This is a genomic window from Embleya sp. NPDC055664 (assembly GCF_053618075.1).
Map to the genome: position 1 here is coordinate 1 of NZ_JBSHGZ010000074.1, position 16,173 is coordinate 16,173.

The window sequence follows — 16,173 nt, forward strand, 5'->3', positions numbered from 1 at the left end:
GCCTGGGCCGGCGCGGTGGCCGGAGCAGCCGCCGGAGCCGGAGCCGCCGCCGGAGCCGCCGCCGGAGCGGGCGCCGCCGCCGGAGCCGCACCGGGCGCGCCGATGACGGCCAGCTCGGCGCCGACCTCCACCGTCTCGTCCTCGGCGACCTTGATCTTCAGCAGCACGCCGCCGACCGGCGACGGGATCTCGGTGTCGACCTTGTCCGTCGAGACCTCGAGCAGCGGCTCGTCGGCCTCGACCGTGTCACCCTCCTGCTTCAGCCAGCGGGTGATGGTGCCCTCCTGCACGCTCTCGCCGAGCGCGGGCAGCAGCACCGGGGTGCCCTGCGCGTCGCCGGCGGGCGCGGCCGGAGCCTGGGCGGGCTCCTGCGCGACCGGAGCGGCCGGAGCGGCGGGTGCGGCGGGTGCCTCGGCGGCCGGAGCAGCCTGCGCGGGCGCGGCCGGCGCCGGAGCCTCGGCCTCCTGCGGAGCCGGCGCGGCGGCCGGAGCCGCAGCCCCTGAGCCGTCGTCGATCACGGCCAGTTCGGCGCCGACGTCGACCGTGTCGTCTTCCTGGGCCTTGATCGACACCAGGATGCCCGCGGCGGGGGAGGGGATCTCGGTGTCGACCTTGTCGGTCGAGACCTCGAGCAGGGGCTCGTCCAGCTCGACGCGCTCACCCTCCTGCTTCAGCCAGCGGGTGATGGTGCCCTCCTGCACGCTTTCGCCGAGCGCGGGCAGTGTTACGGAGACCGGCATGGGTCAATGACTCCTTCTCAACGCTTCAAGGCGTGGGTCTTGGATGACGGGGCGCGATAGGGGGCGCGTCGTCAGTCGTGGACGTGCAGAGGCTTGCCCGCCAACGCGAGGTGGGCCTCGCCAAGCGCCTCGGACTGCGTCGGGTGCGGGTGGATGAGCTGGGCGACCTCGGCCGGCAGGGCCTCCCAGTTGTAGATCAGCTGAGCCTCCGAGGTCAGCTCGCCCATCCGGGCGCCGACCATGTGGATGCCGACGACCGGGCCGTCCTTGACCGAGACGACCTTGACCTGGCCGGTCGTCTTGAGGATCTGGCTCTTGCCGTTGCCGCCGAGGCTGTAGCTGATCGACGCGAGCTTGTCCGAGCCGTAACGCTCGACCGCCTGCGCCTCGGTGAGGCCGACCGAGGCCACCTCCGGGTCGCAGTAGGTCACGCGCGGCACACCCGCGTAGTCGATCGGCACCGGGTTCAACCCGGCGATCCGCTCGGCGACCAAAATGCCCTCGCCGAAACCGACGTGGGCGAGCTGAAGGGTGGGGATGAGGTCGCCCACGGCCGAGATCGTCGGCACGTTGGTGGCGCAGTACTCGTCGACCAGGACGTAGCCGCGGTCCATCGCGACGCCGGCCTCCTCGTAGCCCAGGCCCGCCGAGACGGGGCCGCGGCCGACGGCGACGAGCAGCAACTCGGCCTCGATCTGCTTGCCGTTCTCCAGCGAGACCCGAACGCCCGCGTCGGTGTACTCGACACCGGAGAAGCGCGCGCCGAGTTCGAACTTGATGCCGCGACGACGGAAGGCGCGCTCCAGGAGCTTGCTGCTCGCCTCGTCCTCCAGGGCGACCAGGTGCGGCAGCGCCTCGACGATGGTCACGTCCACACCGAAGGACTTCCAGGCGCTGGCGAACTCGACGCCGATCACGCCGCCGCCCAGCACCACCGCGGACTGCGGGACCCGGTCCAGCACGAGCGCGTGGTCGCTGTTGATCACGCGGTTGCCGTCGACCTCCAGGCCCGGCAGCGACTTCGGCACCGAGCCGGTCGCCAGTACCACGTGTCGACCCTCGTAGCGCTGCCCGTTCACCTCGACCGCGGTCGGCGACACAAGCTTCCCGGCGCCCTCGACGACGGTGATCTTGCGGCTCGCGATCAGCCCGGTCAGGCCCTTGAACAGGCGCGAAACGACGCCGTCCTTGTACGCGTGCACCGCGGCGATGTCGATGCCGTCGAAGGTCGACTTGACGCCGAACTGCTCGCTCTCGCGCGTCTGGTCCGCGACCTCGCCGGCGTGCAGCAGCGCCTTGGTCGGGATGCAGCCGTTGTGCAGACACGTGCCGCCGAGCTTGCCCTTTTCGACGAGGACGACGCGCATACCGAGTTCGGCCGCGCGCAGGGCGCACGCGTAGCCGCCACTCCCGCCGCCGAGAATGACTACATCGAAAACGGCTCCGGCGTCGTTCGCCACGTCACGTCCTCCTGTGATTGCGATGCCGACCCGCGCGGTACGCGGCGGGCGGCACCCCCTTCTTGTGGAAGGTCTCAAGTGCCGGTACAACATCCTCCCACTTGTCGGAGGCAGCCGAGCACTCCGCCCCGGTGTTGCCTGTCCCACAGGGGCCGCACCGAAATGGCGGGTCGGGGGCACAACACACCCTCGTGACTCGTTGTTCCGGCACGATCCCGGCGTCCGCGCAGGACGGACGCGGGCGAACGCGCGAACGACAGGAAGGAAATCCCCGTGGGGCTGTTCCGACGCAAACGCGGTACCGGCACGGACGCGCCCGATCGTAAGCAGGCCGCCGCGACGGCCGACCACCTGAGCGAATTCGCGCGCAGCCGCAAGGGTGTCGAGGCGTACATCGAACCGGTGACCACGCTGAGCGGCACGACCGTGGTGTTCATCGCCGACACGGGGGAGTGGACCCGGCGCCGGGTCGCCGACCCCGCGGCGGCGCGCTCCCTCGCGCGCAAGCTCGGCATCCCGGTGTACGAGGCGGCCCTGGTGGGTTATCCCAAGCGCATGCGCGAGTGGACCCGACGGCAGTCCGGCGGCGGTTCCTGACCCGATCCGCCGCCGCGCCGTGCGCGGGTGAGGCGCACGCCGGCGCGGTACGGCCGGTCCGGCCGGGGCGCCTGCGTGCCCCGGCCGGACCGGACCGCCGTCCGCGTCCGGGTCAGATCCGGTTGTCCGCCACGTCCTGCGCGACCTGGAGCAGCGAACGCACCGCGACGCCCGTGCCGCCCTTGGCCCGGTAGCCGCCGGCCTCGCCCTCGTGGAACGCCGGGCCCGCGATGTCCAGGTGCGCCCAGTGCACACCCTCGGCGACGAACTCCTGGAGGAAGATGCCGGCGATCAGGCCGCCACCCATCCGCGAGTTGCCCATGTTCTTCAGGTCCGCGATCGGCGAGTCCATCTGCTTGCGCATGTCGGCCGGCAGCGGCATCGGCCAGGCCTGCTCGCCCGCCCGCGTCGCCGCGTCGTACACCGCGTCGCGGAAGGTGTCGTCGTTGGCCATGATCCCGTACATGTCGTTGCCCAGGGCGACCATCATCGCGCCGGTCAGCGTGGCCACGTCGATCAGCATCTGCGGCGACTCCTCGCACGCGCGCGTGATCGCGTCGGCGAGCACCAGGCGACCCTCGGCGTCGGTGTTCAGCACCTCGACGGTACGACCGCCGTACATCCGCAGCACGTCGCCGGGGCGGATCGCGGTGCCGGAGGGCATGTTCTCCGCCAGCGCCAGCCAGCCGGTCACGTTGACCTCGAGGCCGAGCCGGGCCACCGCGGTGACCGCGCCCAGGACGGCCGCCGCGCCACCCATGTCCATCTTCATCGTCTCGTTGGACCCGGCCGGCTTGAGCGAGATGCCGCCCGAGTCGTAGGTGATGCCCTTGCCGACCAGCGCGATGGTGCGCTTGGCCTTGGGGTGCGTGTAGCCCAGGCGGACCAGGCGCGGCTTGTTGGCCGAACCCTGGCCGACGCCGAGGATGCCGCCGAAGCCGCCCTTGGCGAGCGCCTTGTCGTCCAGCACCTCGACCTTGAAGCCGGCGTTCTTGCCGGTGTCCACCGCGATCGCGGCGAAGTCCTTCGGGTTCAGGTCGTTCGGCGGGGTGTTGACCAGGTCGCGGGCGTGGTTCACGCTTTCCGCGGTGATCGCGGCGCGCTCCGCGGCGGCCTTGACCGCCTTGTTGGCCTTCAGGCCGAGCAGCACGACGTCCTTGACCGCGTCCTTGCGGCCCTCGCGCGACTTCTCCCGGTAGGTCTCGAAGGAGTACGCGCCGAGCAGCACGCCCTCCCCGAACGCACCCACCGCCTCCGCACCGGCCAACGGCAGCGCCACACCGGCCTTCTTGACGCCCGCGAGCGCCCGCGCCACGGTGCCGCCCACGCGGCGCAGCGTCTCGTGCGCGAAGCCGTCGGCGGGCTGCTCGCCCAGGCCGACGACCAGCACGAGCGGGGCCTTGGCCGCGCCGAACGTCGGCACCCGGTGTAGTTCGCCCTCGGCCCCGGTGGCGTCGACGGCGGACAGGGTGGCGGTGAGCCGGCCGTCGAGCGCCGCGTCGACGCTTTCGGCGCCCTCGGCCAGGACGGCGCCGTCCTTGCCCTTGACGGCGCCGATCACGAGAACGTCGGCGCGCAGGGAAAGGGCCGCGGTGGAGCCGATACTCAGTGTGGTCACGAGTGTCCTGTCTCTCATCTCTCGGAGGTGCTGAGTGCCCGCACGATCGGTGGGGCACCGACGCGGCGATCCTTGCTCGGGATGCCTCGTCGAGCGGTGACGAGCCGTATGGAAGATACGTTCGCCCTCAGCATTTCACGCCTTCCCGGCAAACGTCTCAGCCAGTGGACAGGACCACCAGCGCGACGCAGCCGGCGGTCTCCACGACGGCGCCCAGCACATCACCGGTGATGCCGCCGAATCGGCGCGTGGTGTGCCGCAACAGCAGGGCGGCGGCGGTGAGTCCGGCGATCGCCGCGCCCAGCGCGCGCAGTGCCTCGGCCGGGTCCCGGACGAGGCCGTACAGGCCGGCGCCGGCGACCAGGACGAGCGACCAGGCGAGCAGCACGCCGCGCCCGACGGTGCCGGCGACCATCGCCCCGAGTCCGTCGGGACGTGCGGACGGTACGCCCCGGCCGCACGCGATCGACAGTGCGACCCGACCCGTGACCACCGCGAACACCAGGGCGGCGGGGGCCGATCCGCCGCCGTGCTGCCCGAGCCGACTCAGCGCGCCGATCTCGATCAGGACCAGGAAGAGCAGAGCGAGCACGCCGAACGGGCCGATGTCGGACGCCTTCATCACGCGCAGCGCGTCCGGGGCGGGCTTGGCCGAGCCCAGGCCGTCGGCGGTGTCGGCCAAGCCGTCCAGGTGCAGCCCTCGGGTGAGCAGGGCCAGGGTGGCGACGGCGAGCGCGGCGGCGGTGAACGCGCCGGTGCCGGCCCATTCGGCGAGGGCCAGGACACCCGCGGCGAGGCCGCCCAGGACCAGGCCGACGAGCGGTGCGCAGGCCATTGCGCGGCCGGCCACCGGGCGGTCCACCCGCGCCACCTCGACCGGGATCACCGACAGGATGCCGAACGCCAGGCGCAGCCCGGCCGAGGTGGTACCGGCGCTCACGGGGTGGGCTGCACCCGGGCCACCAGGTCGACGGCCGCGCGCAGCACCGGGAGCGCGAGCAGCGCGCCGACGCCCTCGCCGCCGCGGACCCGGTAGTCCAGGACCGGTTCGAGGGCGAGCCGATCCAGCGCCTTGACGTGGCCGGGCTCGGGGGTGACGTGGCCGGCCAGCCACCAGTCGGGCGCGCGGTAGGAGATCCGCTGGGCGACCAGGGCCGCTGCGGCGGTGGAGACGTCGTCGAGCAGCACCGGCGTGCGGCGGACCGAGCACTGGAGCAGGAATCCGGTCATCGCGGCGAAGTCGGCCCCGCCGCTGACGCCGAGCAGCCGCATCGGGTCGCCGAGCACGGGCCGGGCCCGGCGCAGCGCGTCGCGGATGGTGGCGCACTTGCGGATCCAGGTCGCGTCGTCGATGCCGGAGCCGCGGCCGATCACCGCCGCCGCGTCCATGCCGGTGAGCGCGCCGATCAGGACGGCCGCCGGGGTGGTGGCCGCCGCGCCCAGGGAGCCCAGGAGCAGTACGTCGGCGCCGGAGTCGATCTCGGCGTCGGCGATCTCGGTCCCGACCCGAAACGCCGCCTCGGCCTCGCCGGGAGCGAGCGCGTCCGCGCTGTCCAGCGCGCCGGAGCCGCGCCGGATCCGGTGGCGCGCGATCGGCTCGGGGAAGGCGTCGGGCTCGGTGTCGACGGCGATGTCGACGACCCGGATCGGCGTGTCGAGCGCGGCGGCGAACGTGGCCGCGGGCGTGGTGCCGGCGAGGGTGGCCCGCACCTCGCGTGCGGTCCAGCCGGGCGGGCGGACCGACACCCCGTGCGCGGCTACGCCGTGGTCGGCGGCGAACAGCACCACGCGGGGGGCGCCGATGGGCGCGGTGGTCTTGCCGCCCCGGATCGAGGCGTACCGGATCGCGAGCTCTTCGAGTCGGCCGTACGCGCTCGGGGCGCCCGCGAGGTCTGCCAGGTGTGTACGGACGCGTGCGCGGGCGTCGTCGTCCGGGCGCTCCACCTGTGCGGCCAGGGAGTCGAGGTCGATTGTCACCTGGTCAGGGTAGTTGTCGTCGGCGCGGTGGTTGCGCCTCGGTGGGCTCGGGTTGGTTCACCCACCCGCTCCACCCGTTGCGTTGCGCCCGAAGCGTGCGGTCATACGGCGCAGGGGCCCACCGATCCCGCCCCACAAGCCCGCTCGGGGCCGTTGCGAGTCCTCACGAAGCCCCGGCCGCGGTCCCACTTCCGCCCGCCCGCTTGCCGGCTTGCCCGCTCGCCCGCCTGCCTGCCCCCTCGCTCGCTTCGCGGGTCTCCGCGGTTGGCGTCAGGAGGCGGCGTGTTCGGCTTGGCTCGGGAGGGTGCGCAACGTGAGGACCTGACCCGCCACGACCAGCAGGACCTCGTCGGATTCCGCCGCGATCGTCGCGTTGAGGCGGCCCAGTTCGTCGCGGAATCGGCGGCCGGCGGGGGTTGCCGGCACCACCCCGCTGCCCACCTCGTTGCTCACCCCGACCACGGGGACGCGGCACGCCCGCCACGCGGCGGCCAGCGCCGCGACGTCGGCCCGCACCGCCTCGCGCGCGCCGCCGTCCGCCCACGCGTCGTCGTCCCACGCGCCGTGCGCGTCCATCACCGCGGTCAGCCACAACGACAGGCAGTCCACCAGGAGCGGCCGACGCGCCTTCGCGAGCAGCGCGGTCAGCTCCACCGTCTCGGCGGTGCCCCAGGTGTCCGGTCGGCGATCACGATGCAGCGCGACTCGCTCGGCCCACTCCGGATCGCCCTCCCGGGTGCCGCCGGTCGCCACGTAGAGCACGTCCGGACAGGCCGCCAGGCGCCGTTCGGCCTCCGCCGACTTGCCCGAGCGGGCCCCGCCCAGGACAAGGGTGCGATGCGGACGCGGCCTCGGCGAGGGGTCGGCGCCGACTCGCACCACACCGCCGTCCGGCACCGCGCGAGCGCCCCACGCGGCCAACCGGCGGTGCAACTCCTCGCCCGGCGGCGACTCGTGCGACAGGTGGATCGCCAGCACGTCGGTGTCCTCGGTGACCGCGCCGTCGCGACGCAGCGTGGCCAGCCGCTCCGGCCACGACACCACGTCGAGCAACACCACGTCGTAGTGCCCGCCCTCGCGCGTCCAGGCCCGGCCGGCCTCGGCCTCCGGCGGCAGCGTCGAGGGCGGCACGTACAGCAGCCGCGTGCCGTCGGCTCCGATGACCTCGTAGGCGACTCGCCCGGGAGTCCCGCCGGGCAACACCCGTATTCGCCGACCGTCCACCTCGAACGTGTCACCCGCCGCGACCCGTCGCCACCGCGGCCCGCCCGCCGAGGGCGCCGGCAACCAGGCCGGCGGCGCGGACGGCGCGGCCACCTCGTCGAGCCCCGCCGCGGGCAGCCAGGCCAGCGGCGCGGCCTCGGCCGGACCGCTCAGCAACAACCGTCGCACCCCGGTCAGCGGGTACCCGGCCCGCGCGGCGGCGTGCGCGGGCTCCGGCCCGCAGTCGAGCAGCAGCGTGCCGTCGAGCAGCACGCACGCGGGTCCGCGCACCGCCGGTCCGGTGCACCCCAGGCACGAGGCACACGTGCAGAACGGCTGGGGCCAGCCCTTGGGACCGGCCGTGCCGAGCAGCGTCAGCTCCATGGGTGTCGTCGAGCTCCTGGCTATGAGGTGGGTGGGCTTGATCTACTGTGCAGGTCTTTTGACGGTCCGAGATCCGAGATGAGGAGCCCGACATGTCGTGGGTGTGGCGGTATGAGGACGCGGACGGTGCCCCCGTCGAGGGCCCGGAGGCCGAGGACTTCACCAACCAGTCGGACGCCGAGAGCTGGCTCGGCGAGACCTGGAAGGACCTGCTCGCGGCGGGCATCGAGCAGGTGAGCCTGCTGGAGGACGACGCCGTCGTCTACGAACACATGAGTCTGCGCGCGGCCGAGGGCTGACCCCGCGCGGCGGACCGCGCCGATCGCACACGCCGGAGGGCGCGGCCCTGGCCGCGCCCTCCGGCGGTTCGGCTACGGACGCGTGCTCGGGCTCAGGGTGAGCGCCGGGTCGCGGTTGACCACCGGGTCGAGGATCACGTCGATCTTGGTCAGCAGGCTCTCGTCCAGCCGGACACCCGCCGCCTTGACGTTCTCCCGCACCTGCTCCGGGCGGGACGCGCCGATGATCGCGGCCGACACGTTCGGGTTCTGCAGGACCCACGCGACGGCGAGCTGGGCGAGCGAGAGACCGACCTCGTCGGCCAGCGGGCGCAGCTGCTGGACACGGGTGAGCACGTCGTCCGTGAGCATCCGCGAGACGAAGTCCTGGCCGCCCTTGTCGTCGGTGGCGCGCGACCCGGCCGGCGGCGGCTGCCCCGGCAGATACTTGCCGGTGAGCACGCCCTGCGCGATCGGCGACCAGACGATCTGGCCGAGCCCCAGCTCCTCCGAGGCCGGCACCACCTCGGCCTCGATCACCCGCCACAACATCGAGTATTGCGGCTGGTTCGAGACCAGCGGCACCCGCAACTCGCGGGCGAGTTCGGCGGCGGCGCGGATCTGCTCGGCGGTCCACTCGGAGACCCCGATGTACAGCGCCTTGCCGGCGCGGACCACGTCGGCGAAGGCCAGCATGGTCTCTTCCAGCGGCGTCGCGTAGTCGAAGCGATGGGCCTGGTACAGGTCCACGTAGTCGGTGCCCAGGCGCGACAACGACCCGTCGATCGCCTCGAGGATGTGCTTGCGCGACAGACCCCGGTCGTTGCGACCGGGACCGGTGGGCCAGTAGACCTTGGTGAAGATCTCCAGGCCCTCGCGGCGCTCGCCCTTCAGCGCCCGGCCGAGCACCGATTCCGCGCGCGTCTCCGCGTACACGTCGGCGGTGTCGAAGGTGGTGATGCCACAGTCGAGCGCGGCCCGCACACACGCGAGTGCCGCGTCCTCCTCCACCTGGGAGCCGTGGGTGAGCCAGTTGCCGTAGGCGATCTCACTGATGACGAGACCGCTGCGGCCGAGGTGTCGGAAGTCCATGCGAACACCCTATGTCGGACACCCGCGCGACGATCTTCCGCATCACCGGACACACCCGTCCCATGACGGGACACCGGGCCCCTCCGACGAGGTCCCGCCCCCCGAAGCCCGGGCGCGTCCTAGCGCACGGTCTTTTCGGCGACCAGGTGCAGGACCGGCGCGATCAGGCGGTACGGGTCGCGGCGCGACGCGTCCTCCTCGCAGGCGAGCAGGTTCGTCCACGCCTTCTGGCCGCGCGGCGGCTCGGCGTCGTCGGGCTGGAGGCCGCTGAAGACGCCCACGCCGTACCAGTCCAGGACCGGCGCGCCCAGGTCCGCGAGCACCGTGCACAGCCCGTCGACGGTGTCCGCGCGCAGCGTGCCGCCGGCCGGGTTGGGGTACGTGGTCGCGGACAGGCCCTTGAGCGTCGCGGTCCACTGGGCCGCGGCACCGGCGCGCATCGCCAGCGAGCCGGCGTTGCGCGAGGTGACCGAGATCAGCCCGCCCTGCGTCATCATCCGGGCCAGCGCGGCGAGCATGCCGTCGGGCTCGGGCTGGGCCTCCAGCACGTCGTGGCAGATGGCCAGGTCGAAGCTGCCCGGCGGGAAGTGCCGGCCGGCCTCGGCGCCGTCGCCCTCGACCAGCCGCATCCGCCCCTGCACGTCGGCCGACTCCCGGGCCAGGTCCTCGTGCAGTGTCGTGAGCACGTCGGTATCGGTGTTCACCGAGGTGACGATGTGTCCCGCACGGGCGAGCAGGATGCCGGGCGAGGCCGGCCCGCAGCCGACGTCGAGCACCCGCAGCGGACCGCGGTCGCGCAGGCTCGTCATGTGCTCGGCCAGTTGGCGGGCCACCAACTCGCGGCGGACCTGCGTGTGCAGGTCGCCGCTCAGCCCGGTGATCGTCGTCATGCGACCTTCTCGCCTCGTTTGACCTGCGGTTTGGGCAACCGCAGCCGACGGAGCTGGAGACAGCGCATCAGCGCGTACGGGGTGACGCCCTTGAGGTTCTCCTTCGGGAACTTCGCCCGCAGCGCCTTCTTCAGGCCCATGTTGACCCGGACCGAGTCGAGGATGATCAGCAGGATCACCGCGATCCACAGGAAGAGCGAGAAGTTCTTGATCGCGAGGCTGGGCAGGATGCTCAGGATCAGGATGATCACGGCCGAGGGCAGGAAGAACTCGCCGACCGTGTAGCGCGCGTCGACGTAGTCGCGGGCGAACCGGCGCAGCGGCCCCCGGTCGCGGGCCGGCAGCGCCCGCTCGTCGCCGGTGAGCAGCGCCTGGCGCTGCGTCTCGCGCTCCTCGCGCATCCGCAGCCGGGCCTGCCTGCGCGCCGCCTTGGGGTCCTTGGGGACGGACACCTTGGTCTTGCGGTTGGCCTGCGCCTCGGAGCGCTTGGGCGTGGGGCGGCCCTTCGGGGCCTGGGGGTCCCGGACGGCCGACTCGCCCTGGAGACGCTCCAGGGACTGCTCGGCGGTCTCGGGCTCTGCGTGGGAACGTCGTCGGAACACGGTCAAAGCCTACGTGTTCGAGGGGCGGGAGATTTCAACGCTCCCCGAATCGGGCACGAGGACGATCCGGAACTCTCGCGGGCGGGAACACGTCAAGTGAGGCAAAGCCCTGCTGCCACAAGGTCGCTTGGGCATTTAGGCTTCAGGGAGCAGCACGGGTTGCCTACGAAGGGGGCACGCGAGGCCCATGAGCGGTGTAATGAAGCGAATGGCGATGATCTTCCGCGCGAAGGCCAACAAGGCCCTCGACAAGGCCGAGGATCCACGCGAGATGCTCGATTACTCGTACCAGAAGCAGCTCGAACTGCTGCAGAAGGTGCGCAGGGGTGTGGCCGATGTGGCGACCTCCCGCAAGCGGCTCGAATTGCAGATGACCGGTCTGCAGCAGCAGTCGGGCAAGCTCGAGGACCAGGGCCGCAAGGCGCTGGCGCTCGGTCGCGAGGATCTGGCCCGCGAGGCGCTGATGCGCCGCTCGGGTGTGCAGCAGCAGATCTCGGACCTCGGTACCCAACACCAGAACCTCCAGGCGGAGGAGGAGAAGCTCGTCCTGGCCTCGCAGCGACTGCAGGCCAAGGTCGACGCCTTCCGCACCCGCAAGGAGACGATCAAGGCGACCTACACGGCCGCCGAGGCCCAGGCGCGGATCGGTGGCGCGGTCGCCGGCATCTCCGAGGAGATGGGCGACGTCGGGCTCGCGATCCAGCGGGCCGAGGACAAGACCGCGCAGATGCAGGCCCGTGCGGGCGCGATCGACGAGCTGCTCGCCTCGGGCGCGCTCGACGACCCGACCGGGATGGCGAAGGACGACATCACCGCCGAGCTGGAGCGTTTGTCCAGCACGTCGGATGTGGAACTGGAGCTGGAGCGGATGAAGGCCGAGTTGTCCGGAGGCACCCCGCCGCCGGCGATCGGCCCGGGTCAGCCCCGGCCGCGGTTCGACAAGCAGGGAGAAGGCACATGATCGTGCGGATCGTGGGTGAGGGCCAGCTCGACGTCGCGGAGGAGCATCTCGATGTGCTCAACCGGCTCGACAACGAGCTTCAGGCCGCGATCGAGGGTGGCGACGACGCCGCCTTTCGTGCGGGGCTGACGGCGCTTTTGTCCAGGGTCCGCGAACTCGGCGCCCCGGTGCCGGACGACGAGATCGTGCCCTCCGACCTGCTGCTGCCGGCGGAGGACGCGCATGTGGACGAGGTCAGGAAGATGTTGAGTACGGACGGCCTGATCCCGGGCTGACCGAACCATCGCTCTTCCGTGCTGCGTGTGGGCGGTGTGCCCCGGGGTTTCCGGGACACACCGCTCGCTCACGTGGGTACACCGCCCGCGCCCGCCCGGCGACGATCCGCCGTCGGGGCCCGCGGTGGCGGGCGCCTAGGGCAGGGCCAGCATGCGGTCCAGCGCGACCTTGGCGAACTTCTCGGTCTCCGCGTCCACCCGGATGCGGTTGACCACGGTGCCCTCGACCAGCGACTCCAGGGCCCAGACCAGGTGCGGCAGGTCGATCCGGTTCATCGTCGAGCAAAAGCACACCGTCTTGTCGAGGAAGACGACCTGCTTGTCCGGATGCGCCGCGGCGACCCGGCGGACCAGGTTCAGCTCGGTGCCGATCGCCCACGCGGACCCCGGCTCGGCGGCGTCCAGCGTGTTGATGATGTATTCGGTCGAGCCCACGTGATCGGCGGCGGTGACCACCTCGTGCCGGCACTCCGGGTGGACCAGCACGTTGACCCCGGGGATGCGCTCGCGCACCTCCTCGACGGAGCTCACGTCGAACCGGCCGTGCACCGAGCAGTGCCCGCGCCACAGGATCATCTTCGCCGCCCGCAGCTGCTCGACGGTGAGGCCGCCGTTCGGCTTGTGCGGGTTGTACAGCACGCAGTCGTCCAGGCTCAGCCCCAGCTCCAGTACGGCGGTGTTGCGGCCGAGGTGCTGGTCGGGCAGGAACAGCACCTTCTCGCCCTGCTCGAAGGCCCAGTCCAGGGCCCTCTTGGCGTTGGACGACGTGCATATCGTGCCGCCGTTGCGGCCGGTGAACGCCTTGATGTCGGCCGAGGAGTTCATGTACGAGACCGGCACGGTCACGTCCGCGATGCCCGCCTCGGCGAGCACGTCCCAGCACTCCTCGACCTGCTCCGAGGTGGCCATGTCGGCCATCGAGCAGCCCGCGGCCAGGTCCGGCAGGATCACCTGCTGCTCGTCGGAGGTGAGGATGTCCGCGCTCTCGGCCATGAAGTGCACACCGCAGAAGACGATGTACGGCGCGTCGGGTCGGGCCGCCGCCTCGCGCGCGAGCTTGAACGAGTCGCCGGTCACGTCGGCGAACTCGATCACCTCGTCGCGCTGGTAGTGGTGACCCAGGATGAAGACCTTGTCGCCGAGCTTCTCCTTGGCCGCGCGTGCCCGCGCCACCAGGTTCGGGTCGGAGGGCGAGGGAAGGTCGCCGGGACACTCGACGCCGCGTTCGCTGCGCGCGTCGGCGGCGCGCCCGAGCATCAGCAGGGCGAGCGGCGTCGGCCGCACCCCCGGCGGCAGGTCCAGATCGTGTGTCGCGGTCACTGCGCGCACCTCTTTTCGTCTACTTGACATTAATCATCTTATCCTGTTCATGTCAGGTTGACGAGAGTGGGGGTGTGCGACCATGAGTAAAACGCGAGGGCCCGAAGCATGATGTGGGAATAGGGCCGAGCCACCATCGGTTGCCGACGGTGGAAGTGGCGTACGAATGTCGAACCACCACGTGGGAGCTTGCAGATGACTGTCCAGGACGAGACCACCAAGACCGGTGGCATCCTCCTCAGCGATGAGGCGGCGGCCAAGGTCAAGACTCTGCTGGAGCAAGAGGGTCGCGACGATCTCGCGCTGCGCGTGGCCGTCCAGCCCGGCGGTTGTTCCGGCATGCGGTACCAGCTGTTCTTCGACGAGCGCTCGCTCGACGGCGATGTCGTGGCCGACTTCAACGGTGTCTCCGTGGTCACCGACCGGATGAGCTCGCCCTACCTGAGCGGCGCCACCATCGACTTCGTCGACACCATCGAGAAGCAGGGCTTCACGATCGACAACCCGAACGCGGCCGGTTCCTGCGCGTGCGGCGACTCGTTCCACTGATCCTGTCGGGACACGTCCCGAACCACGACGCCGCGCCGGCCCCTGCGGGCCGACGCGGCGTCGTCGTGTGTGGGTCCGGGGCGGGTGCGGTCAGCCGGCGGTGAAGGGATTGCCGCCCGGGGTGACGGTCGCGCCGGTCTCGGCGTCGACGAGCCGGCGGGCGCCCAGCGGTGTGGGAAGCATCACGTCGGCTTTGTTCTCGACGGCCATGTCGGTGCATACGTCGCCGGTCCGGGTGACCTCCACCCGCACGGCCACCGCGTCGGCCGTGTCGCTCGCGACCACCAGGCGGTCGCTCTCGCACTGGCCGCCCCACAACCACGCGGTCAGGGTGCGGCCGTCGGGGGCTACCGTGTAGCGGCTGAAGCGGGTGTTCGGCTGGGCCGGGTGATAGGTGTGCGGAGCGGCTCCGGGCAGCACGGGGGAGGACGTCGAGGTGTCGGGGCCCGCGCCGTTGTCGGCGGCGGGCGCGCCGGGTCGGGCCTGGGCGGGGTCGCTCGGGGAAGCGGGCGGAGCGCCGCTCGCCGCGCCGCCGGGGGCGACCGGTTCGGTCTGCGCCGGTGCGCTCGGGTCGGCGGCGCTCGAACGGGGTGATCCCTTGTCGCCGTCGCCCTGCAGCGCCCAGGCACCGCCGCCGATGCCGAGCACCCCGACGATCGCCAGGACGGTGATCAACGGGCGCCGGCGCGCGGTGGGTTCGGGTCGGATGCGGTCATCGGGCTCGCCGTGGATACGCATGGCCCTCGGACGCGCCCGCCGCCGGGGCGGTTCCCGCGGTGGGGCGGCCCGGGACGGTCAGTCGCCGTACTCGGACATGCCCGCCACGAGGGTCGCGCCGTGCGCGGGCACGTCGGTGGCGGGGGCGTGCGAGCCGGCGGGCGCCGCCTTGGCCGGCGTGCGCTCCGGGCCGGGCGTGGTCCACGACGCATCGATGTGACGGCAGTCGCCGCGCAGGTCGTCGAGCGTCTCGGGCTCGGCCTGGGACGGCATCGCGGGCATCACGGGCATCGGGGACATTCCCTGACTCCTCGACTTGACTGATCATCGGGTGTTTTCCAGCCTAGTTCGCACGGAGCGTGACGGCACGATGTACCGATGGGTAGTTTGCGAAGGTCACCGGAGCGAGGTGGGTTAATGTGTGTGGGTTTCCCTCCACCCCCTTCCTCGTTCGCACCGTTGCTCGCCGTACTCCACAGGAGAGACGTGCCATGCGTATTGCCGTGACCGGATCGATCGCCACCGATCACCTGATGACGTTCCCGGGTCGCTTCGCCGACCAGCTCGTCTCGGACAAGTTGCACGTGGTCTCGCTTTCCTTCCTCGTCGACAGGCTGGACATCCGACGCGGCGGAGTGGCGCCGAACATCTGCTTCGGCATGGGCTGCCTGGGGTTGTCGCCGATCCTGGTCGGCGCCGCCGGCGCGGACTTCGTCGACTACCGTTCGTGGTTGGACCGACACCAGGTGGACACCGAGTCGGTGCACATCTCGCAGACCCACCACACCGCCCGGTTCGTCTGCACCACCGACGAGGAGCACAACCAGATCGCCTCCTTCTATACGGGGGCGATGAGCGAGGCGCGGGAGATCGAACTGCGGCCGGTGGCCGATCGGGTCGGCGGCCTGGACCTGGTCGTGATCGGCGCCAACGACCCCGAGGCGATGTTGCGCCACAGCGACGAGTGCCGCGAGCGCGGCTACCCGTTCGCGGCCGACCCCTCGCAGCAGTTGGCGCGGATGGACGGGGAGGACATCCGCCGGCTCATCGAGGGCGCCGCTTACCTGCTCACCAACGAGTACGAGAGCGCGCTGATCGTGCAGAAGACGGGATGGTCCGAGGCGGACATCCTGAAGAAGGTCGGCGTACGGGTGACCACTCTCGGCCCCGGCGGCGCCCGGGTGGAGCAGGCCGACGCGGACCCGATCGTGGTGACCTGCCCGGCCGAGGAGGCCAAGGTCGACCCGACGGGCGTCGGCGACGCGTTCCGCGCCGGCTTCCTGTCCGCCATCTCGTGGGGCCTGTCCCTGGAGCGCGCTGCGCAGGTCGGCAACATGCTCGCCACCCTGGTCATCGAGACGGTGGGCACCCAGGAATACTCGCTGCGCCGCGCGCCGTTCCTGACCCGGCTCGCCGGGGCGTACGGCGACGCGGCCGCGGCCGAGGTCGCGGAGCACCTGCCGCTCTGACGTGAGGACGACTCTCGGGTGCCGGTCGGGCCGAAGCGGCC

The 16,173-nt window shown here is 71.8% G+C and carries 18 protein-coding genes; 6 read left to right on the forward strand and 12 right to left on the reverse strand.

The annotated features are described in order from the left end of the window. Both ACWGR4_RS47475 and lpdA read right to left on the reverse strand, forming a co-directional pair. On the reverse strand, positions 1 to 740 hold a 740-nt coding region (locus ACWGR4_RS47475; protein ID WP_452134349.1), incomplete at its 3' end, for a biotin/lipoyl-containing protein. 71 nt (positions 741 to 811) lie between these two features. Continuing rightward, the gene (gene lpdA, locus ACWGR4_RS47480; RefSeq protein ID WP_380012505.1) at positions 812 to 2,200 is read right to left on the reverse strand and encodes a dihydrolipoyl dehydrogenase; all 1,389 of its coding nucleotides are present in this window, start codon (positions 2,198 to 2,200) and stop codon (positions 812 to 814) included. 273 nt (positions 2,201 to 2,473) lie between these two features. On the opposite strand from lpdA, the gene ACWGR4_RS47485 reads away from it, so the two are divergent. Further along, positions 2,474 to 2,797 (forward strand): hypothetical protein, encoded by a 324-nt coding sequence (locus ACWGR4_RS47485; protein WP_380012508.1) that lies wholly within the window; start codon positions 2,474 to 2,476, stop codon positions 2,795 to 2,797. Positions 2,798 to 2,909: 112 nt separating this feature from the next. Here the strand turns inward: ACWGR4_RS47485 and ACWGR4_RS47490 are convergent, their stop codons facing one another. From ACWGR4_RS47490 to ACWGR4_RS47505, 4 genes are all read right to left on the reverse strand, one after another. Then, entirely contained in the window at positions 2,910 to 4,415 is a 1,506-nt protein-coding gene (locus ACWGR4_RS47490) for a leucyl aminopeptidase (RefSeq protein ID WP_380012511.1), read from the reverse strand. Positions 4,416 to 4,572: 157 nt separating this feature from the next. After that, positions 4,573 to 5,355 carry an adenosylcobinamide-GDP ribazoletransferase gene (locus tag ACWGR4_RS47495; RefSeq protein WP_452134006.1) on the reverse strand — a complete coding sequence of 261 codons (783 nt, stop codon included), beginning with the start codon at positions 5,353 to 5,355 and terminating at the stop codon, positions 4,573 to 4,575. Beyond that, complete coding sequence (locus ACWGR4_RS47500) at positions 5,352 to 6,392, reverse strand: nicotinate-nucleotide--dimethylbenzimidazole phosphoribosyltransferase (protein WP_452134007.1); 1,041 nt, start codon at positions 6,390 to 6,392, stop codon at positions 5,352 to 5,354. Before ACWGR4_RS47500 ends, ACWGR4_RS47495 begins: the two co-directional genes overlap by 4 nt. Positions 6,393 to 6,662: 270 nt before the next feature. After that, positions 6,663 to 7,979, reverse strand: a complete 1,317-nt coding sequence (locus ACWGR4_RS47505) for a bifunctional adenosylcobinamide kinase/adenosylcobinamide-phosphate guanylyltransferase (protein ID WP_452134008.1) — start codon at positions 7,977 to 7,979, stop codon at positions 6,663 to 6,665. Between the two features lie 92 nt (positions 7,980 to 8,071). On the opposite strand from ACWGR4_RS47505, the gene ACWGR4_RS47510 reads away from it, so the two are divergent. After that, the gene (locus ACWGR4_RS47510; RefSeq protein WP_078977518.1) at positions 8,072 to 8,278 is read left to right on the forward strand and encodes a hypothetical protein; all 207 of its coding nucleotides are present in this window, start codon (positions 8,072 to 8,074) and stop codon (positions 8,276 to 8,278) included. 72 nt (positions 8,279 to 8,350) lie between these two features. Here the strand turns inward: ACWGR4_RS47510 and ACWGR4_RS47515 are convergent, their stop codons facing one another. The 3 genes from ACWGR4_RS47515 to ACWGR4_RS47525 form a co-directional block, all read right to left on the reverse strand. Then, the gene (locus ACWGR4_RS47515) at positions 8,351 to 9,349 is read right to left on the reverse strand and encodes an aldo/keto reductase family protein (protein ID WP_380012523.1); all 999 of its coding nucleotides are present in this window, start codon (positions 9,347 to 9,349) and stop codon (positions 8,351 to 8,353) included. A 119-nt stretch (positions 9,350 to 9,468) separates the two neighbouring features. After that, the gene (locus ACWGR4_RS47520) at positions 9,469 to 10,239 is read right to left on the reverse strand and encodes a class I SAM-dependent methyltransferase (protein WP_380012526.1); all 771 of its coding nucleotides are present in this window, start codon (positions 10,237 to 10,239) and stop codon (positions 9,469 to 9,471) included. Then, on the reverse strand, positions 10,236 to 10,841 hold the full coding sequence (locus ACWGR4_RS47525) for a DUF3043 domain-containing protein (RefSeq protein ID WP_380032725.1): 606 nt from the start codon (positions 10,839 to 10,841) through the stop codon (positions 10,236 to 10,238). The genes ACWGR4_RS47520 and ACWGR4_RS47525 overlap by 4 nt, the downstream gene beginning before the upstream one ends. Positions 10,842 to 11,028: 187 nt before the next feature. Here ACWGR4_RS47525 and ACWGR4_RS47530 point away from each other — a divergent pair, with 187 nt between their 5' ends. Then, complete coding sequence (locus ACWGR4_RS47530) at positions 11,029 to 11,802, forward strand: PspA/IM30 family protein (RefSeq protein ID WP_078977522.1); 774 nt, start codon at positions 11,029 to 11,031, stop codon at positions 11,800 to 11,802. Further along, complete coding sequence (pspAA, locus tag ACWGR4_RS47535) at positions 11,799 to 12,077, forward strand: PspA-associated protein PspAA (RefSeq protein WP_380012532.1); 279 nt, start codon at positions 11,799 to 11,801, stop codon at positions 12,075 to 12,077. Before ACWGR4_RS47530 ends, pspAA begins: the two co-directional genes overlap by 4 nt. A 135-nt stretch (positions 12,078 to 12,212) precedes the next feature. Here the strand turns inward: pspAA and nadA are convergent, their stop codons facing one another. Next, positions 12,213 to 13,427, reverse strand: a complete 1,215-nt coding sequence (gene nadA, locus ACWGR4_RS47540) for a quinolinate synthase NadA (protein WP_380032721.1) — start codon at positions 13,425 to 13,427, stop codon at positions 12,213 to 12,215. Positions 13,428 to 13,592: 165 nt separating this feature from the next. On the opposite strand from nadA, the gene ACWGR4_RS47545 reads away from it, so the two are divergent. Further along, positions 13,593 to 13,946: a HesB/IscA family protein gene (locus ACWGR4_RS47545; RefSeq protein ID WP_020553010.1), complete on the forward strand. Its 354-nt coding sequence runs from the start codon at positions 13,593 to 13,595 to the stop codon at positions 13,944 to 13,946. 90 nt (positions 13,947 to 14,036) lie between these two features. On the opposite strand, the gene ACWGR4_RS47550 is transcribed toward ACWGR4_RS47545, so the two are convergent. Beyond that, entirely contained in the window at positions 14,037 to 14,684 is a 648-nt protein-coding gene (locus tag ACWGR4_RS47550) for a hypothetical protein (protein ID WP_452134131.1), read from the reverse strand. 57 nt (positions 14,685 to 14,741) lie between these two features. Next, the gene (locus ACWGR4_RS47555) at positions 14,742 to 14,963 is read right to left on the reverse strand and encodes a hypothetical protein (protein WP_078977526.1); all 222 of its coding nucleotides are present in this window, start codon (positions 14,961 to 14,963) and stop codon (positions 14,742 to 14,744) included. 191 nt (positions 14,964 to 15,154) lie between these two features. On the opposite strand from ACWGR4_RS47555, the gene ACWGR4_RS47560 reads away from it, so the two are divergent. Next, positions 15,155 to 16,132, forward strand: coding sequence for a carbohydrate kinase family protein (locus ACWGR4_RS47560; RefSeq protein WP_380012541.1), 978 nt, complete (start codon positions 15,155 to 15,157; stop codon positions 16,130 to 16,132). The last annotated feature ends 41 nt before the right edge of the window (positions 16,133 to 16,173 follow it).